18 protein-coding genes are annotated in these 21,203 nt (G+C 43.5%); 8 read left to right on the top strand and 10 right to left on the bottom strand.

The window, feature by feature from the left end:
- Positions 1-5 precede the first annotated feature (5 nt).
- A complete protein-coding gene (locus tag AC1DFM_RS07900; RefSeq protein ID WP_477076164.1) occupies positions 6-449 on the top strand; it encodes a YqgE/AlgH family protein in 444 nt (147 codons plus the stop codon).
- Between the two features lie 8 nt (positions 450-457).
- Here AC1DFM_RS07900 and AC1DFM_RS07895 read toward each other — a convergent pair whose 3' ends face one another.
- Positions 458-964 carry an RNA polymerase sigma factor gene (locus AC1DFM_RS07895; RefSeq protein ID WP_477076163.1) on the bottom strand — a complete coding sequence of 169 codons (507 nt, stop codon included), beginning with the start codon at positions 962-964 and terminating at the stop codon, positions 458-460.
- A 167-nt stretch (positions 965-1,131) separates the two neighbouring features.
- On the opposite strand from AC1DFM_RS07895, the gene AC1DFM_RS07890 reads away from it, so the two are divergent.
- Genes AC1DFM_RS07890 through AC1DFM_RS07875 form a run of 4 tightly spaced genes read left to right on the top strand, consistent with a single transcriptional unit; the run spans position 1,132 to position 8,171 of the window.
- Positions 1,132-2,133, top strand: coding sequence for a FecR family protein (locus AC1DFM_RS07890; RefSeq protein WP_477076162.1), 1,002 nt, complete (start codon positions 1,132-1,134; stop codon positions 2,131-2,133).
- Between the two features lie 50 nt (positions 2,134-2,183).
- The gene (locus AC1DFM_RS07885) at positions 2,184-5,603 is read left to right on the top strand and encodes a TonB-dependent receptor (RefSeq protein ID WP_477076161.1); all 3,420 of its coding nucleotides are present in this window, start codon (positions 2,184-2,186) and stop codon (positions 5,601-5,603) included.
- 19 nt (positions 5,604-5,622) lie between these two features.
- Entirely contained in the window at positions 5,623-6,438 is an 816-nt protein-coding gene (locus AC1DFM_RS07880; protein ID WP_477076160.1) for a hypothetical protein, read from the top strand.
- 32 nt (positions 6,439-6,470) lie between these two features.
- A complete protein-coding gene (locus AC1DFM_RS07875; protein WP_477076159.1) occupies positions 6,471-8,171 on the top strand; it encodes a hypothetical protein in 1,701 nt (566 codons plus the stop codon).
- Between the two features lie 127 nt (positions 8,172-8,298).
- On the opposite strand, the gene AC1DFM_RS07870 is transcribed toward AC1DFM_RS07875, so the two are convergent.
- Both AC1DFM_RS07870 and AC1DFM_RS07865 read right to left on the bottom strand, forming a co-directional pair.
- The gene (locus tag AC1DFM_RS07870; protein WP_477076158.1) at positions 8,299-8,676 is read right to left on the bottom strand and encodes a 5-carboxymethyl-2-hydroxymuconate Delta-isomerase; all 378 of its coding nucleotides are present in this window, start codon (positions 8,674-8,676) and stop codon (positions 8,299-8,301) included.
- A gap of 86 nt (positions 8,677-8,762) precedes the next feature.
- Entirely contained in the window at positions 8,763-9,620 is an 858-nt protein-coding gene (locus AC1DFM_RS07865; protein ID WP_477076157.1) for an alpha/beta hydrolase, read from the bottom strand.
- Positions 9,621-9,733: 113 nt separating this feature from the next.
- On the opposite strand from AC1DFM_RS07865, the gene AC1DFM_RS07860 reads away from it, so the two are divergent.
- The gene (locus AC1DFM_RS07860) at positions 9,734-10,132 is read left to right on the top strand and encodes a winged helix-turn-helix transcriptional regulator (RefSeq protein ID WP_477076156.1); all 399 of its coding nucleotides are present in this window, start codon (positions 9,734-9,736) and stop codon (positions 10,130-10,132) included.
- On the opposite strand, the gene AC1DFM_RS07855 is transcribed toward AC1DFM_RS07860, so the two are convergent.
- Positions 10,080-10,748 carry an ATP-binding cassette domain-containing protein gene (locus AC1DFM_RS07855; RefSeq protein ID WP_477076155.1) on the bottom strand — a complete coding sequence of 223 codons (669 nt, stop codon included), beginning with the start codon at positions 10,746-10,748 and terminating at the stop codon, positions 10,080-10,082. The two genes, AC1DFM_RS07860 and AC1DFM_RS07855, sit on opposite strands and share 53 nt — an antisense overlap.
- Positions 10,749-10,758: 10 nt before the next feature.
- The gene (locus tag AC1DFM_RS07850; RefSeq protein WP_477076154.1) at positions 10,759-11,052 is read right to left on the bottom strand and encodes a hypothetical protein; all 294 of its coding nucleotides are present in this window, start codon (positions 11,050-11,052) and stop codon (positions 10,759-10,761) included.
- Between the two features lie 189 nt (positions 11,053-11,241).
- On the opposite strand from AC1DFM_RS07850, the gene AC1DFM_RS07845 reads away from it, so the two are divergent.
- Complete coding sequence (locus tag AC1DFM_RS07845) at positions 11,242-12,081, top strand: hypothetical protein (protein WP_477076153.1); 840 nt, start codon at positions 11,242-11,244, stop codon at positions 12,079-12,081.
- Between the two features lie 96 nt (positions 12,082-12,177).
- Positions 12,178-13,143 (top strand): peroxiredoxin family protein, encoded by a 966-nt coding sequence (locus tag AC1DFM_RS07840; protein WP_477076152.1) that lies wholly within the window; start codon positions 12,178-12,180, stop codon positions 13,141-13,143.
- 174 nt (positions 13,144-13,317) lie between these two features.
- On the opposite strand, the gene AC1DFM_RS07835 is transcribed toward AC1DFM_RS07840, so the two are convergent.
- The 5 genes from AC1DFM_RS07835 to AC1DFM_RS07815 are packed head-to-tail and all read right to left on the bottom strand — an operon-like array spanning position 13,318 to position 21,197.
- Complete coding sequence (locus AC1DFM_RS07835; RefSeq protein WP_477076151.1) at positions 13,318-14,829, bottom strand: TolC family protein; 1,512 nt, start codon at positions 14,827-14,829, stop codon at positions 13,318-13,320.
- Between the two features lie 13 nt (positions 14,830-14,842).
- Positions 14,843-17,887: an efflux RND transporter permease subunit gene (locus AC1DFM_RS07830; protein ID WP_477076150.1), complete on the bottom strand. Its 3,045-nt coding sequence runs from the start codon at positions 17,885-17,887 to the stop codon at positions 14,843-14,845.
- Positions 17,888-17,923: 36 nt separating this feature from the next.
- Positions 17,924-19,021 carry an efflux RND transporter periplasmic adaptor subunit gene (locus tag AC1DFM_RS07825; protein ID WP_477076149.1) on the bottom strand — a complete coding sequence of 366 codons (1,098 nt, stop codon included), beginning with the start codon at positions 19,019-19,021 and terminating at the stop codon, positions 17,924-17,926.
- 28 nt (positions 19,022-19,049) lie between these two features.
- A complete protein-coding gene (locus AC1DFM_RS07820; protein WP_477076148.1) occupies positions 19,050-19,886 on the bottom strand; it encodes an O-fucosyltransferase family protein in 837 nt (278 codons plus the stop codon).
- 6 nt (positions 19,887-19,892) lie between these two features.
- Complete coding sequence (locus AC1DFM_RS07815) at positions 19,893-21,197, bottom strand: glycosyltransferase (protein WP_477076147.1); 1,305 nt, start codon at positions 21,195-21,197, stop codon at positions 19,893-19,895.
- Positions 21,198-21,203: the final 6 nt, after the last annotated feature.

Here is a 21,203-nt window from a genome sequence, read left to right as displayed (position 1 = left end):
TTAAGATGATCAACGCAGGCATTTATATAAAGAGCACGCCATTGCTGGATGATACCGTTTTTGAAAAAACGGTGATACTCATTACGGAATATAATGAAAAGGGAGCGATGGGATTTGTGGTCAATAAATTATTCCCACGTACTTTCAACGAACTGCAGGAATTTAGTAATAGCCGGCCTTTCCCGTTATACGAAGGTGGCCCGGTAGATCAGGAGCATCTTTTCTTTGTACATCGCCGGCCGGAATTAATCAGGGGAGGTGTGTTGATAGCAGAAAATATTTATCTGGGGGGAGATTTCAAAGCCGCTGTAAAGCATATCAATAATGGCACTTTGCCGGAGCAGGATATCCGCTTATTTATTGGTTATTGTGGATGGGATTTTGGGGAGCTGGATGCGGAAATAGCAGAAGGTAGCTGGCAGGTGTTGGAAGAAACGAAATTATTCTAGTATCGTTATCAACAAAAGAAAGTAAGGATTTTACGCAGGGCTTTCAGGCTGCCCGAAACGCGCTTCTCCAGCGTGCTTACAGGTACATTCAATAGTTGCGCTGCTTCCAGGTATGATTTTTCTTCTTCTTTAATGAGATGGAAGGCCGCTCTTTTTTCCGGTGAAAGTTGCATCATTCCCTGTTGTATACGATGCCGGGTTTCTTTCAGCTGATATTGTTGTGCGGGGTCAAGTTGATCAGGGTTGTTTTCTGCATCTTCCGGAAGCGGAGCAACGGTGATGGCTACACGAATTTTTTTCCGGTGATATACTTTCAGCATATTATAGGCGATACCAAATACATAATGTGCGGGATCTTCTATAGTGGTCCATTTTTTCCATAATTCCAGATAGCATTCCTGTATCAGGTCTTCCACCTGAAATTCATCCGGTACCTGTTTCCGGAAAATCCGGTACAGGCCATCCCGGGTGCTTTCAAATATCTGTAAGAATGCCGCTTCTTCGTGTTTAGACATTGATAGGGAAGTTACGGCAACAAAACTATCGCTTTCCTTTTCACATCTGTATCCTGTTAACAATAAGTTCATATTGGCAGTTGGCGGAAAATGAATGCTGCCAACAGTTTATTGGAAAGCATCGGATGTTGTTATCCGGCGAATGGAAAAAGATAAACGATCAGCAGATGAAGCCACCTGTATTTATATGGAAGAAATATCTCGATGCCACTGCATCCCGCGAGGAGCTGGAAGTATTGGATACCTGGTTACAGCAGGCCAGTCAGGAAGAGCTGGCGGCATTGCTACCGGCGCATCCGACGGGGACGGACACCATGCCGGCAGAGATGGCGGCCCGTCTGGAGATGAGGTTACGGGAAACCATGACTGCTGGTCGCCGTATTCATTCTATCCGGAAGTATACGCTCCGCTGGGCGGCTGCTTCCGTATTGCTGGCGGGTATTTCCAGTCTGCTGGTATATCAGCCCTGGCACCGGCGTGTGCTGGCACAAGTAACGCCAACGCCTGTACTTTGGGATAGTATCGCCAATACATCGACGGGTGTAAAAATGCTGACGCTGCCGGATCAAACCCGGATCTGGCTGAACAAAAAGGCCATCCTTCATATTCGTAAAGACTATGCCAGCAGCAGGGAAGTACGTTTACAGGGAGAAGGTTACTTTGATGTGACCCACGATGCGGCGCATCCTTTCCGTGTTACCGCCGGCAATGTACAAACATTAGTACTGGGCACCGCTTTTAATATCGATAATACACCCGGACAAAATGCGGTATACGTTAGCCTGGTGAAAGGCAGTGTAAAGGTACAGCATCACCACAGCGCTTCCGGGAATGACACTACCGGCGTGATGCTGCAGCCGGGCGAAATGGTGAGTGCCGGACAGGAAGGCGGACCTATTCCGGTGAGCAAAACCGGCGTAGCAGATGTAGCCGGCTGGTTGAGAGGCAACCTGGTATTCAACCAGCTGCCGTTAGCAGAAGCTTTGCCCAAACTGGCTGCTTACTACGGTATCCATATTGTAGCTGATGCGGCTTTATTACAACAAAAAACAGTGACCGCCACCTATCGGCAGGATCAGACCTGGCAACAGGCGTTGCATCACCTGCTATTCATTTATCAGTTATCTTATAAAACAGGACCTGATCACACCATCATTATACATGCCTGAGATATCAGGCACACCATTGCGTAAGCGCTAAAGATTCAAACAACATATACATGACTAAAGTCTTATCCAGGTGGAGGCGAAGCCGCTCCATCTGTCAGCACCTGGTGCTGCTGTTATTGCTATGCCTGTCCACAGCCATTGGCTTTGCACAGGTATCCCACCTAACCGGCAACGTTACATTACAAGCCAATACCATCACCGTAGCCGATGTGATTGCGAGTTTACAAAAACAAACCAATTTTATTTTCTCCTATGATAAAACCCGGTTGTCTGCCATCACGGTACACGACATCCAATGGAAACAGCTGCCATTGGGAAAAGCGCTCACCGTCCTGCAGGGAAAAGCAGGGCTGGAATATACGCTGCTGAGTAATAATATAGCCGTTACCGTTAAATCCCCTCAACCCGCCAAGCCGGTTGGAAGCGGAGGCGCAAAAGGCCGTGTGGTGGATTTTGAAACCACACAGCCTATGCCGGGGGCTACCATCAGCATTCCGGAAGCAGGACAAACAGTCGTATCTGACGAAAAGGGTTTTTATCAGTTCAAAAAAATACCGGCGGGTACTTACGCTTTAGTGATTACGTATACCGGTTATCAGAAAAAAACGATTCCCGGAGTGCGTGTACAGGAAGATCGTGAAACCGTGACGGATATTAAAATGCAGGCAGGTAAAAACCTGGATGAAGTAGTAATACAATCCGGCCCCCGCAAAGTGAAGGCGGTGACACACTCTACCGAAAAAGAGCTGCTGGCAGAAATACGCGGCGCTACCGGTGTGGTTTCCGGTATCTCCAATGAAATGATTGCCCGTACTACCGACCGCAACGCCGCTGAAGTGGTGAAACGTATTTCCGGTGTAACGGTAGTGGATAATCGCTTTATTGTAGTACGCGGTATGAACGAGCGCTATAACCTTACCTACCTGAATAATAACCTGGCGCCGGCAACAGAAACGTACAGTAAGGCCTTTGCATACGACCTCTTACCGAGTAGTATCATCGACAAAATATTAGTATATAAGTCGCCCCGACCGGATCTCAATGAAGAATTTGTTGGCGCTGCGGTGAAAATATTTACAAAAAATGCAGTGGCGGTAAAGCACATGGATGTCGGTGTACAGCTGGGGCATCGCCCGGGCGCTACCATGACTAATATCGACAGCTATAAAGGCGGAAAAATGGATTGGCTGGGGATAGACGACGGTACCCGTAAGTTGCCTGCCATAGCACCCAATTACGCCCAGTCTGATAAAAGCCCGGTGAATATGTCGCAAACAAATCTGCTGCAATCTTTTTCTTCTACGCTGAACACACAGAAAGTATCCACTACGCCGGATATGCAGTTGTTTTTTAATTATTATGATGCGTATCCTATCGGGAAGGCATGGCTGTATAACCTGAGCTCCGTTACTTATACCAAAGAGACGACCAGCTATGATATTTATCGCCAAACCGGTAATACCGATATGACCGGAAGTGGCGATGTAGATTTGAACTTAGGAGGCAATAATCAGAAAGGAACATCCAGACAAAGTACGGAAATAGGGAAAATAAATATACTGGAAAATCTCACCTTGAAACTAAACCCCCGTCATACGTTTCAATTCAAGAATTTTTTTGTGAATGATGGCCGCCGGTATACCGCTATCAACAATCAACAAGCCAACGTAACGCCGGCAGCAGACTCGGCGTTGTACAGTCTGAGCAGGCAAAGGAATATTGTATTGTCTTTCCAGCAGCGTACTTTATACTCTGGTAACCTGGGAGGGCTGCATAAACTGGGGAATGGCCAGCAACATGAAGTAGAATGGAATCTGGGATATACCTATAATCAACAGAATGTACCGGATCAGCGAATCAGTCGTTTTCAGACTTCTACACGTGGATATCCCATTGAAGCGCCAGCCCTGGCTTATATTGCTATGGGCTCCAATTTAGGTGATAAGGAAGCCTTCATAGGAATGATTTCCAGGTTGTTTGTAAAAAATACAGAACGGATATACAACGGTGCTATAGACTATACATTTCATCTTTCTCCTCAATGGTTATTCAAAGCAGGTACTTTCCAGTCGTATAAAGTACGGGAATTAAGTCGCCGCTTTTTCCGGGTGAACAGGGGAGGACTGGCGCCCACAGAAGTGAGCATGCCATCTAATGAAAATGCTTCTGGTGGCTGGTCCCAGGGGTATGGCCTCAGCAATCTGGCATTAATCAATTTCCGTTTGCAGGATTTGGATCAGGTGTGGAGTAACAAATATTTTCCGGAAAACAAAAGTGGATTACAGGTATATGATGCTACCAGTCCGGTAGACAAATATATAGCCAGTGAGCAGAATAATGCTTTCTATGGTATGATGGAATGGAAAACGCCGGATGAAAAACTGACGCTGAATGGAGGCGTACGGGTTGAATATGACCGCCAGAAACTGGCAGGCGCCACTGGTGCAGACAATGGCGCTGTTAGTACCGTATTTGTGAATCAGCCTAAGACAGCTGTATTGCCTTCCGTGAATTTCAGTTATCGTCCTTTCAGTACCGTAGTTGTTCGCACTGGGTGGGGACGTTCTGTAAACAGGCCTGAGTTCCGTGAGCTGACGCCTTATAACGACTACGACTTTGTTAACAACGAACAGATTACCGGTAATGAAAAACTGGTGACAGCTACCGTAGATAACTATGATCTGCGGCTGGAATTTTATCCACGTAATGCAGAGCAGCAGGAAACCTTTAACCTGGGGGTGTTTTATAAGCAACTGACGAACCCGATAGAACGCATGCGCGCTGAGAAAAGTGGTTATGCAGACGGTTTAGGATTTACCAGGATCTCTTTCGATAATGCGAAAAGCGGTATTGTATATGGCGTGGAAGCAGAAGTAAAGAAAAGCCTGGCTTTTCTGGGAGGTGGTTTTGCCAAAAAACTGAGCATTGTATTAAACGGTACACTGGTAAAGAGCAGCACCCGGAGATATGTATATAACCATTATACGCCCGGAGCAGGAGTAGATACGTTACTTGTTTCCGGAAGACCGTTGCAGGGACAGGCCCCCTATGTATTGAATGCCGGACTTTTTTATGAGCACCCGGCTACCGGTACCAAGATTGGGTTGACATACAACGTAAGCGGACCCGTAATTTATACCAAATCATCCGCCCTGAAAGATGTAATGGTGAGTAAGCAGGATTCACTCCTTTTCAGCAGTACCCGTCCTGACCTGCTGCAACTACCGTTGCATTTACTGGACCTGTCTATCACACAGCGTATTGTTAAATCCCTGAAGGTGAAATTAAGCATACAGAATCTGCTGGACCAGGAAGCACGTATTGTGGAAGACTATGACTACAATCAGCGCTACAATAAAGAATATCCGGTGATGAGTATGAGAGGACAAGTCTATTACAAGGGAGATAATATTTACAGTCGGTATAAGCCGGGCCGATACTTCCTGTTGGCATTTACTTATGCGTTTTAATGGTGCAAAAAAATAACTCATGAATACAATTTATACTTCAATAAGAATGTGTGTGGTAGCTGGTTTGATGCTATTGTTGGCCTGCAGCCGGAAAGATGATCTGTCGCCGGTAGATACAAAGGTGGGATTTTATAATGCGTCCGAATTTGTGCGGTTGCAATTACAAAACAACTATCGGCCTGGCTACCTGTTCATTGATACGAAAGATACGGTAGGCATAGCCACTACGCCGCGTTTTCAGACAGGCACATTTGTCAATCAGTTTCCCAATATATTTTATTACCAGAATCATCCGCAGCCGTGGCTGGACTATATGCACCTCTTCGCAGGCACGCATCAGTTACTCCTGATGGATACCAGCGGACATCGGGTATTGGTAAAAGACTCGTTGGTAGCACGTCATGATCAACAAACCACGATCTATTTTGCAGATAGCCTGGGTAAATTCCGCACGTGGAAAGTATCCGATGAGGCAAACATTGCTACAGATGCTATCGGCTTGCGTTTGATACATCTGAGCCCCGATTTTGGAAAAATGTACTTTACCGTGAACGGACAGAAGGTGACTGGTTTCCCTGCCAGTGTAGATTATGGAGACGTGACCGCATTTATTCCACGGCCGGTAAAGGGCCCGGATACACTGAAGATCCGCATTTATCATCCTGAAACGCCTGAACAATCCGTACTCAGCGCTACCTTATTGACTACGCCGGGCAGCGCCTATAATATTGTGCTGAAAGGATACGAGAATGCACAATCATTCAATGATCCGGTTACCGGGGATTTTCTCAGCTTCGATGGAAGCCTGAGAGTAGCATTAACACAGGTGAAGTAGGCCCTTATATTATTCATATTTAAACGAAAACAATGCTCATCAAGTATAATATGCGTCATCGCCTGATTGGTTTGGTGTTGGCGGCACTCTCATTTTCTTCCTGTAAGAAAACAAACGAGTATGCACAGGAGGTAAATGATACGCCTTACCTGATTACGGGAGAAGTGGATTTTCAAAGTATAGGAAAGGGCTACTACAATGGCTTTAAGCGCTCTTATTTATTCGGAGATACTATGACAATAGTAGGCCGGTTCTTTTTCGACAAGCCGGGAGCACAGACACGCCTGGGCAACCTGACGATTCAGCCCTTGGAGAAATACCGGCTGGCGAATGGTGTGAACACTTATACCCAACAAACTGAATACCTGGATGTGATGCGGTTTTTGATCACGAAGGAAATGGGGATAGGAAATCATATTCCTTTTACCATTACCGGCAATGGGAAGACGATTCAGGCGCCGGATATTTCTATCCAGCAATTTACGGCAAGTCTGCACCAGACAGATACTACATTGTATGTGGAGCAGCTGGCTAACTGGGTGCCTGATGATTTGGCGTATTACCAGGGAAATTCTCTGCCGCTGATCAGTCATCAAAGTACGACCGCTGAAGGAGATGTTTATTTTGGAAACTATACGGTGATCAATGCCCTTCATGCCGGAAAGATTACCAGGGTAGTCAAGGTCAATGATCAATTTATGGAGAATGGCAGTACGTTCACTATTAAATCAATTGCCAGTAGTGTGGTTACCTATGATGGGCGTAAACTGATATTCTCTACCGAAGTAACAGAAGGTAGCCCGGAAGCGGCAGCGTCCTATATTTTACGGTTATGCAGTATGGACCTGGCCACCCGGCAGGTGACCACCATAAACCGCACCCTGGTGGCCAAAGAAGATGCCCTGGTGAATGAAAAAGCTGGACCGTTTGAAGGCGCTATTGGTAGCCTGAAAATTGCGGCGATGAGGCTGAAAACAGATGCCATTGGCAATATCTATTTTCTTAACAAGTATTCGCCGGCACGTACTAACCACGCTAATTCGCAACGGTGGTATGCAAATGGTCAATGGCCAGAGATATATCGTATTGACCCTGTGTTTTATAACAACATTTGCAGGATGGATGCCGGTGGTACGGTGAAATCTCTTTTCACCCAGCATGATGCATGGTATGGCTCTTCTTTATTTAGTATACCGGGAACGCCGATTCAAATGACGTTCGATTATGTGATTAGCCCTGATGGGAAAGCGCTTTTCTGTAATAACCTGGCATCTACGAATTTTGCCTACAGCTACGCCTCCTACGACCTGGAACAGGACGAAATACAGTATACTACCGGGTTCAATCAGCCGTCGTTCCGGTTCTTCTCCTATGATACGTCGGCTACAGGTGTTCATCAAAACACATTCGATCTCTTTTTCTATCTGGGGTACAGCAATTATTTGAGCACCTTCCTATACACCGCAGATGGCGATCTGCTGACGTTGCAGACCTCGTCCATTGCAGCAGTTAATTTAGCGAACAAATCGATGTATTGCTATGCAGGCACGGAGCTAGGAATGCAAATGCCTGTAGACACACAAAACCAGCTGACAGGTCCGGCAAAAAAGGTAGCATTTGCAGATTTTTTCTGGTTAACCGGAATAGATAAACTGGGTAGCGTGTTTTACACCGGATCATTGACCGACTATACCCATGGCGTGAATTTTTATCGGATGTATTCCCGTAAATAGTTGTCTGATTTGATGACCTATATACCTAAAGGGCCGTCTCCATGGAGGCGGCCTTTATTTCAGATAACTATTTTCCAAAACTATTTCTACGAAAGAAATAACTACGGGAAATACACATGCTGAACCATCAGAAATGACGGTTTTTTTGTGTGTTAAGCGGATGGATTAATGATCTATTGCAATAAGTAGCGGCTTCAAATTCACTGATGTTAATGGATAAGAAAGATGTATCGGGTAGCAGTGGCGCTATCTTTTCTATGATCACTTTAGAGAGGTGAGCTCTTTGCTCAGTGGTGCGGCCTTGCATGATATAGGCAAAGATGTGCAGGAAGCTCTCTTTCCCAGCGCCCAGCTTATAATATTCAAAGGGAATCATGCGTACTTTGATATCATTGTCTGCAAACAGTCCCGTGGCCGCAGCTGTATCGTGTACGGTATTCATGATAACATCCGCGGATTGTTTGGTTAACACATTGGCGGAGCATTCAATGACGAAATGAGGCATATGTTATTTTTTTTAGGGAGATGATCACCGGAAAGGATGTTGCTTTGAAACAATTCCCTCCCGGTGATGCGATCCTGTAATATCGGCTATAACATTCGCTTTAGAAAATCAACTATTTCCTCCTGGGCTAAGCGGGCTTTATCTTCAAATGCCAGTCGCAATAAAAGCGCATGTTTGGTTCCGGCATAAAAGGAATACCGGACGTCCACACCGGCTTCCGTTAGCCGCAGTAGTAGCTGTTTGCCATCATCATGCAGCGGGTCCTGATCTGTGCCTATGATTAGGGTCGGTGGGAAAGTGCTGAAATCATTATGAATAACGGAGGCGGATGGCAGTTGCCTGTCTTCCGGAGCAGGAACATATGCCTCCCAAAATCCTTTCATGAGATCGGTCGTTAGGCCATGGCCTGTTGCATACTTTTCGTAGGAATTCGTATGGAAGTCGTGATTGACCGGCGAATAGGCGACTACCAATGCTTTGATAGGAATAGCCTGTGCTTTTGCCTGCGCCACTACGGCAATGGCAATATTTCCTCCTACGCTATCGCCGCCAATAGCCAGGCGATGAATGTCTACGGCGATATCGTTTGCATGTTCCCGTATCCAGTGAAGGGCCAGGCATCCATCTTCCACCGGTGCAGGGTAGGTATATTCAGGCGCCAGCCGGTAATCAACGGAAATAACGGTAAAGGCGCCACTTTGCGCCATATGCCGGCAGAGGTAGTCGTGTGTATCTATGCTGCCTCTGACCCAACCGCCTCCATGCAGATAGATAAAAGCCGGTAGCTGCTGGTCAGTACTATTGTTCCGATAAATGCGTATGTGAAGAGTGTCATTAATTGGATAGTCGGTTACCTGCCCGATAACAGGGGTGGGCTTCACTGCATACTTTACAACGATGTCATTCAATTCCTGCCTCAGTGCGGGGATATTTAGTTTTTCCATGATAGAAGTGTTAAATTATGTTCCGCAAATTTGCCAGTTATTCTTCTTGATTTATTTTACATACTCATTAGTGCGATACTTACTTTTTTGAAAGAAATAAAACAGGATTAGATATGCCCGAGTTTACCCATGACGGAAAACTATATTACAACCCAATAGAACTGGCGCTTTCACATATTGGAGGGACCTGGAAAATGCCGATACTCTGGCGGTTGAAAGATCAGGTGCTGCGATATGGTGAGTTAAAGAAAGACATTCCACATATCACGGATAAAATGCTGACTACCCAGCTGAAAGAGCTGGAAGCTGCGGGGTTGATTTTAAGAACGGCCTATGCGGAGATACCTCCCCGGGTAGAATATCGTATCACGGAAAAAGGGAGGAAGGCGCTTCCTGCTGTTGAAATGCTGATCCGGTATGGCCTGGAGCTGATCAAAGAATATAATATCGAATTACCGGCTAACGGTTTGCCGGAAGAAATTGCCAGAATTTCAGGTCTTCCGGAGAAGTGATTCGCCGGCAGGCGCCGTTCGCCAGCAACATATTTTTCGTGCCCAGCTGAAGAATAAGTTCATACTTGTGATCCGTAATTACAATGCCCTGTGTAGTACTTTGATGCCGGATGACTTCCATCATGCTTTCTACCAGCAGTGGTTCAATTCCTGTAAAGGGCTCGTCCAGTAAAACGAATTTTGTCTCCAAAGCAAAAATTAATAATATCTCTAAAAATCTAAGTTCTCCGCCCGACAAATCTCCTACTTTTTGCAGCAAATTTTTTTGAACAATGGTATGTTGCAGGAGGGGCATCTCCTCCGGCGCGCGCCCGGTGAATGTTTTTATTAAACGCGCTACCGTCATGTTTTTCGGCAGAAAACGATGTTGCGGTAAATAGGCAATGAGCTGCTTTTTCCGGTAAGGATGGTCATAGATAACATGATCTATCCGCACAAATTTATTATAGGCGGGTTCAACGCCGAATATTATCTTCAATAAAAGTGATTTACCAGCGCCATTTCTGCCCAATAGCCCAATGATATCACCCGTTTCGCAGGTAAAGTAGCAGTCGGAAATAATCTGACGCTCTTTGATATATTTAATGATACTTTCTACTTCAAGAATACTTTTCACGATCAGTTTTTTAAATAAGCAACAGTAAAGTCAGCAAGGGCATATTGAGTACATATGCCAGGATATTCAATGTTATTTTAGAAAATCCTTTGTTATAGTAACTATAGTATTGGTGTGAAAACCGCAGGTTATAAAAGAAAACCGCCAGCAAAAATCCGCCGGTGAAATACGTAAACAGAAAGAATTTCAGGAACCAGGAAAACATAGCGCCGCTGGTGATGGCGATTCCTGCCAATCCCAGGACGAGCGAAAAGAGGAAGTTGAATTTGAATAGTTCTCTGAAATAATACCATAGCATTCGCATCCTTCCATTTTTGTGGCAGAAGGTAGGATTTAATCTGCTGGTTACCTACAAATTTACGGGATACCGCAGCCAGCAGCCTGTTCTTTGAAGACAAACTTTTCAAGTATTAAATCTTTCGCTATGTACGTAGGGGTAACCAATTGCGGCGAACGTTACTAATTGTATATTGACCACAAATATTTAGTGTACATGAAAAAGCATCTGATGCTGTTAGGGGGCCTGCTTTGCCTTCTCATTGGTAATTATTCGTTAATGGCGCAAAAAAGTACGCCGGCAAAAAATATTGGGGTGAAAGAAGATACCCTGATGATGATGAATGGAGAGGTTAAACATGGAAAGATAGTGGCCATGGCAACAGATGCCGTTTCTTTTGTACATAGCGGTGAAGCGCTGGAATATGCTTTAAAGAAAGGCGACATCCAAAAGATTACATTTGCCAGTGGCAGAACGGAAGTCTTCACCACCCCGCTTGCCAACGCCGACAATTATCCGCCGGTAGTACATAACCTTATCGCCGTATTGCCTTTTAAATACCGTAGTGTAGGAGAGCCGTTGGAGCAAATAAATGCCACTAAAGAAAAGTTGCAGGATGATACTTATTCTTATCTCAGCAAGCGTAATGGGTTGTATCGGTTTCAGGACCCTCAAACCACCAATGCGTTACTGATCCGGAGAGGTATTGATGAAAATAGTATCAAAGCATATACTTTCGATGAGTTGTGTAAAATATTGGGTACCGAATATATTGTGCAGGGAGGGTTATCACGTAGTACGAAGGAAAGTGTATCCAGTGCTGAAACCAAAACAATTAACCGTGACCGGGATCGGGATCGTGAGAGAGAGCGGCAAAACAAAGCTTCACATACAGTAGTGGAAAGAGACTATCAGAATGAGGTGTCTATACTTATTTACAACCACCAGAACGAGAAAGTATTTGATAATCATCGTACGGCGCTCCTTACGGAGGAAAATTCATATAAAGACGCGCTGTTTTATATGTTGAAAAGATGCCCTATCTATAATAGATAGTTTTCCTGTGGTTGGCGGCCCGCTTGAAAATTTTATTTCCCGTTGATTTCACCCTTTTTGACAATTGTGATGCCTATATGATATCAACCGGTAAATATGAAAAAAATCTTTCTTTGGAGCATGCTCCTGTTTCCCCTGACAACATTTTGTCAGGAACAAGCCGAACAGAATGTCCCCGACAGCTGTACATTTGATCAGAAAATAGACGACGTGATGGCCGTCCTGAAGAAAGACAGTGTGAAGGAAAGCGAAGTGATAAATGATTTCAACGCCATGAATTCGATTTTGAGGAAGGATATTGGGGAAATAGCCATGTTTAAGGAGTTGCGTGCATTAGACATGGTAAAAGATAGTGCAGCCTTTGTTACATATGTGACCACCAGGCCAGCAGCGCTCTACAAGAAAAAGTTGCTGTTGATGGTGGATTTCATCAAAGCACATCCCGATTCGTGGTTGAGCCTATATATGCTGGATGTTCACAATGACATGTATACTACCACGTCTTACGCTGCGGCCTACGAGGCCATGAGCGGGCGGCTCAAAAAAACGCACCTGGGTGAACAGATCCACAGCAGGGTGGAGAAATGGAAGAAGTCATCTCCTATAGGTAAGCAGGCAATTGATTTTACCCGCAAAAACCAGTTCGGTAAAACCATTAAACTGAGTGATTATAAAGGAAAGGTAGTGATGCTGGACTTTTGGGGCAGTTGGTGCGGCGCCTGCAGACAATCCCATCCCCATTTAAAAGAATTATACAGCGAGTATAAAGATAAGGGCCTGGAAATTATTGCGGTGGCTAACGAAAATTCACATGGACAAAAAACAATGAATGAGCGCAAAGCCGCGTGGTTAGGCGCCATTAAGAAGGATGATGCCAACTGGATACATGTGCTCAATGATGATATGATGGGAGGATTAGACATCATTAAAGCCTATGAGATCACCAGTTATCCAACAAAAATTCTGATCGGTAAAGATGGTAAAATACTGATGCGGGCTGATTCTATGATGACTGCCGACATGGATAATTTAATTAAGTCCTTATTGGACACGCAGCAATAATCGTATCTAACGACTTACTTTCTGTAAAGTTACACTCATTGTATCTTTTCCTACAGTGCCGGTTAATGTGAGTGGTGCATTCACGTTAACCGGCGAAATAACCCCTGGTTTAATGGGKGGCCATTTGATAGGCGAGAGATTCGATGATTATATAAGAGATGTTGTTCCGGAAATTTATTCCGTGGTAATTAGTGATTGCTGCTTCTCAAAGTCGTAGAGCGTCAGCTTTCGGAGCGTGTAGTAGCTATTCCAATAAGCCCGCAAAGCATTGATAAAAGAGCGTCGGGAGTCATCTTTCTCGGATTGAGCAATATTAAGGTCTGTCACTGTTAATTTACCTATTTTAAATAGGCTGGTGGCAAGTGTATATCTTCTTTGAGCAAGGCTATCTGTATTTTGGGCTAATCTGATATTCGATTCCAATAATTCAATATTTTTCACCAGCGTAGTTATTTCCTGATATATTTTAGCCTCATCTAATTCATTAGTGGTTGCTGCCAGCTTTTCCAGGGTTTTTGCTGTATTATATCTTGCTTGTCGCCTTCCCCAATCTACTATGGGGACGTTGAATCCAATATTGAAAAGTTGTTGACTGTTAGACGTATTATAGACTTTGTCGATTTGATTTCCCATTCCGTTAATTCCAAAGCTCGCTGTCAGATTAACTTCCTGCCTGGCTGCTTTGGCAATAACGACATCCCGTTTGGCTTCTTTCATCTTCCTTTGGAAAGTAACGAATTCTGGTCTGTTGTTTTGTGCAGATTTAAAAGCCAGGGATAAATCTATCACTAATGATGGTATTACATCGGGTTCTTCCGGCAATATATCAGTATTGTCTTTCACTCCTATAAAACCTTTCAGCTCGAGTTGAGCGATGGTATAGTCGTATTTGGCTTTCTCCATGGCTTGTTTATTTTTCAGGGTTTGCAATTCAAGTTGTAGTAGCCGGTCTTCCGTAGTAGTTCCCAGGTTAATTCGTTTCTTTTCAATATCATAGTTAGCGATAGCAACCAGCATATTTCCTTCTGCAATTTCCATGTTGTTCTTCGCATCCAATACATTGAAATAGAGATAGGTGGCTTGCTGGGCCACATACTCGATTTCAAAAAAGAATTGTTTCCTGGATTCTTCAAATTTTAAAGGCTCAATTTTCCGATTCCATTTAAGGTCATTAATTGCAAAAAGTGGCTGGTTCAGACGTAGATATACAGGCGTTCCATTAAATTGTGATATTTTGGCATTAAAATCATCGAACCTGGTCAGATCGGTATTGAGTGACAGGGTACCTCCGGAGAAAGGAAGCCGCTGGCTGAAGTCCAGACCCATGGTGGCCATATTTTGATTGATTGATTGGTAAAGGATAGCGCCATTGGGCTGACGTACGGCGAAGAGTTGTTTATTATAAGAGGGGGCATTTCCTGAGAATGAGATCTGAGGTTTATATTCGCTTTTATAGGCAACGAATTGATAATAGCTGACTTGCTTTCGCGTGGCGGCCAGTTGTGCATTATAGGAATCTGATTGCGCCTGTGTTACTATTTCTTTGAGAGAAGAGTGGTGGGACTGGGCCGAAACAGGCATGCCAGGCAGGAAAAAGCAAATGAAAAGAAGGAAGATAGTCTGCATGTGCATAGTATGTTTTTGGGCCGGGATAATCATCATCAATATGATATCAATACTGGACATAGTTGAGAAATATTTATCGGATACGTTTTTGCCATTTTGCGACATACCAATATGCCAATGGAATAAACCAGGTAGTAAAAAATGTTCCAATCGTAAGGCCTCCAATAATGACGATAGACAGGGGCTTTTGTAAATCATTGCCAATGCCGGAAACAAATAAAACAGGAACCAGCGCAATACTGGTGGTGAGAGATACCAGCAGTAATGGTTTTAGACAGATATCGCCAGCTTCATGTATCATGCGTTCCAGGAGTTGCTGACTATCAGCCCTACCTTCAGCACGATATTTTTTTTCCAGACGATTTAGCGTTTCAATTTTTAAAATGGGATCATCAACGATTAGTCCAAGGATGACAATAAAGCCAATAGCCGCCATTACATCAAGCGTACCGCCTGTTACCCATAGCAGGAACATTCCGCCGCTAAGCCCCAATGGGATAGTTAACATGACAATTAGCGGCTGAATAAGACTCTCGTAATGAATGGCCAGTATAAAATAGAGAAGAACTAAAACAAGCAGAAAGATGAGCCCCAGTTGGTGTAGCTGAGCACTGTTTTCAAAATATTTTCCGCTAAAATCTACAGTGAATCCTTGATCTATGGCAAATTTGCTGATTTTATTCTTTAGCAGGTCTACATTTTTTATGTTGGCATCAAACGTAATGGAGCGATAGGGCCCTCCCCGGTCAGCCGTGATAAATTTGGGTTGTTCGGCATTGGCAAGCGTTACCAGCTGATGGAGTGGAATTTTGTTTCCTGTATTGCCGGACACAGTTGCCATTAGTTTGGCATCAATAGTAGTCCGGTCAGTAGTCAGTTGCACTGTTTGTATTTCACCATATCGCTTTATTTCGGAAACATTGTAGACACCGAATTGTTGTTGAAGCACATCTTCCAGGGCATTTCTTGAAATACCGTAGACATTCATTTTATCATAATCCGGTAGAACGGCCACATTTGGCTCCTGCACAAATCCCATACCCAGGGTATAACCCGGATTGGATAGTTGGTTAAGTTGAGTCAGCAGCCTGGTCCAGGATTTTTCGGACGCTACCTGTTTCATCGGTTTAAATCTGACTTCCAAATAAGGTTGTTCCTGGCTGAATAGTTGTGTAAACGCATTCGGAGCATCAATAATTTCTACATTGGTTTGTGGATATCTGGTCTTTAACCACTCCTTTACAGCCTTATCGGTTGTTACTTTGGAGGCTTCGTTGGTACAATCAAAATAAATTTCCGCTTTCTGAACAGTACTATTATCCTGTTGGAGCAGAAATTGTTTGATGCCAATTTCTGCTTCAGCAGTGGTATAGTTTTTCGGTATGTCTTTTAATAGTTCCCGTACTCTATTATAATTTTCTGTCACATCAATCGGCGCATTCCAATCTAAGCGCACCAGACTTTCTTTTTTTTCAATTTTGGGTAGTGCATTTACGGGCAAAAAAAATGCAATTAAAATACCGATGGGCATCACCATTACGGTAATGAGTGTATAGCTCAATTTGTGCTTTAAAATATGTGAAATCATTCTGTGGTAGCCTTTTGCGACCCATTTATAGAATACAGTATCTTCTTTTAGTTTGTCCGGTGATGTTTTTAGAAAGATTTTGTAAAGTAGTGGTGTTAAGATGAATGACACCAGTAATGATACACAGAGACAAATAGTAAGACCGATAGCCTGATCAAAAACTAAAGCACCAGCCATACCATTTAAAAGAACCAATGGTATATATACTGCAATAGTGGTGAGTACCTGACTGATTACAGGAGCAATTACCTCATTTGTTCCCTGTACACTGCTTTTAATCATACTAATGCCTGTACTTCGTTTTCGGGTAATGTTATCTATCACCACAATAGAGTTATCTATCAGCATTCCCACACCCAATGCTAATCCGGAAAGGGAAATGATATTGAACGAAATATTGAACAGGTAGAAGAAAATAAAAGTAATAATCAGGGACAACGGGATACTGATACTCATTAAGATAGGGGAGGCCAGGTTGCCCAGAAAAGCGAATAATAACAGGATGGTTAATATACCGCCATATAGCAAATCCTGTTCAAGATTACTGATACCTGCATCTAATAAAAATGTCTGATCCTGGCTTAAGGCTATGTCTATTTGCGGATAGTCATTTTTGAATTGTGTGATAGCTGTTTCAATGCGTGGCACCAGGTCGTTCATCCGGCTGTGCGACTGTTTTTGTACTGTCATGACCATTCCCTGTTTCCCGTTGTATAAATGATAGCCACCGGGAGTTGGCGTTTCCAGTTTCACGCTGGCAATGCGACTGATAGGAATAATGCTGCCATCCCTGCCGATTACGGGAAGAGAGGCAATGGCGTCTTCATCTTCCAGGATGTTAATCACTTTTACAAAATATCGGTATTGTCCATCTTTTACGTTTAACCCCCCCAGGTCCCTGTTAGCATTTTGAATAGCATATGTAATGGCATTTTCATTCAGATTTAAGGCTGCCAGCGCTTCCTTATCGGGAGTAATAGCAATTGTTTGGGCCGATGCACCATTAATGTCTACTATCGAAACGCCGTCTATTTGCTCAATCCTCCGTTTTAAAATTTTCTCGGTCAATTTTGATACTTCAAAATATCTGGTACTGTCTTTAGGGATAATTTGTATTCTTATAATCGGAATATCAGACGTATTTACCCGGATCACCTGGGGGCGTTGCATATCGCGGGGCATGGATGAGGTGAGCTTATCGATTTTTTCGTTTACCTCAATATAAGCCATATCCATTTTAGTCCCATAATCAAACGTCAGCTGCAGCATACCGGTATGATTGGCAGATTTGCTTTCGATAGATTTGAGATGGCTGGTATTTCCAATACCTTCCCTGATTGGAGCAATAATATTTTGTTCTATGACCGAGGAGGTAGTATTAGGATAGTTTACTTTTATGATGATTTGTGGAACATCTATATCAGGTAAAAGTGATACAGGAACTTTTGGAATAATCAAAAGGCCGGTTATTAACAATACTGTGAATATCATTAATACGGCAACGGGTCGTTGGATAAGGTATCTGACCATTTTACCAGGAACAATTGCTAAGTGAGTGATCGTTTGTTAATTCGTGCTTTCTGTTACAGGTGCATCGTCAGCCAGCTGTAAGTTGTTGGAGGTGATTACTTTTTGACCGGCGCTGATACCCTCCAGGATTTCTACCATTTTACCATTTGTTTTTCCCGGTGTTACATAATTCCATTGCGCTTTTCCACCGGCAATGGTAAACACAACAGACCGGTTACTCCGCATGACCACACCTTCACGGGGTATCATCAGCGACTGTTTGGAGGGGACGGCAATTACGGCAGTACAATTCATTCCGGGAAACAAAGCGTCCGTCGCTATTAACCGTAATCTTACCAGTGCCATTCCATTTTCGTCAATATAAGGGTTCACCTCCTGTACTGTGGCCTTATATTTTTTGCCCGGAGAGGCTACTGGCGCTATGCTGGCAACGGTCCCCCGCTGTAATAACAAAACGTCGGCCTCCAGCACTTTTATTTCTAATAACAGGTTACCGGGATCATAAATTCTGAAGAGCTCCTGCCCAGGCCTGATTTCTTCACCATTTTCAACGCGTACATCTGACAAGATTCCGGTAAAAGGAGCGCGGATGGTCGCTTTTTCGAGTTCAAGATTGGCTTCTTTTATGTCCTGTTCCACCAGCAATAGTCCCGTACTGATTTGCAATTTTTTTCTTATTGGAGCTGCTTCCGCTTCCGGTTTCCCTTTAAGCAATCCCTCGTAACCCAATAATTGACTCTGATATTCTTTTTCACTGTTAAATCGGGATAATTCTGCCTTCCGGAGGCGGTATTCAATAGCAGTTGTTTCCAATTGCGCAATCAGTGCTCCTGCTCCAAAGGTTTTACCCGTAGCTGCATGGCAGGTAATAAGTTTCCCTCCCAATGCTGTATGAATGATTTGCTCGTGTGCGGACTTAATTTTTCCTGACGCCTGAATCAGATATTCAAACGGCGCGATCTGTGCAACAGCAGTTTGTACTACGGTAGCAACAGAATCAGGTGGTAATAGAACGGGTGCAGCTTTCTCCKGGAAGTTATTGGATGGTGCTGTGCTACAGGAAAAGCAGCAGCCCATAAACAATATCAGGAGACCATTTTTTTTAATAAGGAAATCCACTTTTTTTCTTTGCAAGGGTGAGTTAAGGAAATAATGTCATTCGTCAGGGTTCTAATATAATATGAATGATATCAGGATTTATAAAGGTGACGAAGACGGACATCGATGACTTATGAGAACTGATGAACAGGTCGCATCCCGCTAACAGATATGCTTCCATGATCGCATTGCGTGCATTCAGATAAGGAGAACTGCCTTCGATAAAATGAAGGCCAGTAGAGGGGATACTTGCTGCAGACGTTTGATGCCCCTCAATATCATATAGGATGGCTTTTTCTCCATATCGGTTTTTTACATAGGTCCTGAGTTCCAGTTCGTCAGTAGCGAAGAAAAGTTTATCGCAAAAATTACCGTTAAATAAATAATCGATTTTTTTAACGTATTCTGAGAAATGCAACAGCGGTGTTTCCGAAATTTTATCTGTTCCCCGGTAATGTACCCCCAGCATTCGGTTACCGGAGAAGAATCTGTTTTGAAAGCGGGTGATGGCTGCCGTCACTGCATCATTAAGAATAAAGTATTTTTTAATGAGCAGATTCGAAAGTACTTTTTCTTTTATGGAGATGTTGACCCAGTTAAGATAACCACCCAGATTGGTGACCGTCATTGTAGGTACGGCAATATCAGGAATTGCGTCCTGTTTATAAAAGTAGGTGAAGATGTTTTCGCCAATTGAATTGTCATAATAGAGATGATTACTTCCCAATGCTATCAAGGGCTTAATACCTTCTTCCTCGCAGATATATAATCCATAGAGTATGCAATGAAAGCAGGCATACAAGCCATGAACCCTGCTGTCTATAAGGCATACGGGGGAATCATTTTCTCCATATGAAATGGCAATGTTAGGATACTTCTCTGTAAGATGGTTGATGTTCATAATTGTTTAGTGGTTGGCGTAAGTGCTACTTAATTGATTGAATATCTCCAGATAAGCATCGCCCATTTTAGAGATGTTAAATCGCCTGCTGGCTTTTACAAAGGCATTAGCCCCCAGTTGGGCAGCTTTATCCGGCTGAAGCAGCAACTGTTCTATTTTTTCGGCAATTTCGTTATGATCAAGGTATTTGATGCCTTCTTCATCATAGCAGACCTTCACTTTTAAGGCGTCCTGTTCATCCTCAAACATTTCATCCAACCCAATATCGCTACTTACTACCAATGGAATTTTATGCAGACACATTTCAATTGCTGTAAAGCTGCATTGTTCAATCAGGGATGGCTGTACACCGATATCAGCAATGCTGTACAATTCATATATCTGCTCTTTGGACAATTCGCCCGTGTAAATAACCCGGCTCCAGTATGGAGCTGCCAGTGGAATATATTCAGGAATACTTCCGTTACCGGCAATTAGGAGGCGGACATCTTCCCTTTTTGCCGCTAGCAGGCTAAATGCCTTTAATGCAAACGGAAGACCTTTCTCCGCTGTAATGCGGCCTGAATAAAGAATGATTTTTTCTTCATTCCTGAATCCATATTTCTTTCTGATAGCGTTTTTGTCGTAAACTTTGATGGAATCAGGATCAATGCCGTTATGAATGGCAGTTATTTTAGCAGGAGGTACGGCCAGGAATTTTTCAAAGAAATATTTAGCGTGATCAGTCACCGTAATTACTCGGTCGGCCACAGTCGTCATTTCTTGCTGATAGTATACCCATTCTTTCGGATGTAATGCATTATTTTCCGTTAGTAATTTTTTGCCAAATTTCTCATCTGAAATATTCAGGAAGTGTTTCCAGCTCCATGCATGATGAACGTAAACAATATGGATGCCAGTCAGGCGATTCCTTAATTCTTTCGCAATATTCAGGTAGTCGACGCTGTTAACCCAAAAGATCAGATTTTCTTTTTCTGACAGATAATTGGCGCTTATATCAATAATTCTCCTGGCATATGTTTCCTGTACAATCCCCTCCCAACCGCGAACTGTAATACCATTCTGGGGGCTGGGGATCAACAGATAATCTATATTGTTGTCAGATTGGTAGGTTACTTCGGTAATGTTTTCCTGCAGATCTGTTTTAATAATAGTGACTTTAATATTGTGCTGTTTTTTTACAAAATCTAAAACAGTTTGCACAAATGTTCCCTGTCCAAAGTGGCCGGTCCTTGCTGCGCAGAAGAATAGCACAAGATTAGTGATAGTTGTATCTGGTGAAGCGGTTGCTTTCATTGTACGTGCCTGCATATCTTT

Source organism: Chitinophaga sp. 05T412, assembly GCF_056396465.1.
Note: the sequence above shows the minus strand (reverse complement) of the source record. Positions and strands in the feature narration are given on the sequence as shown.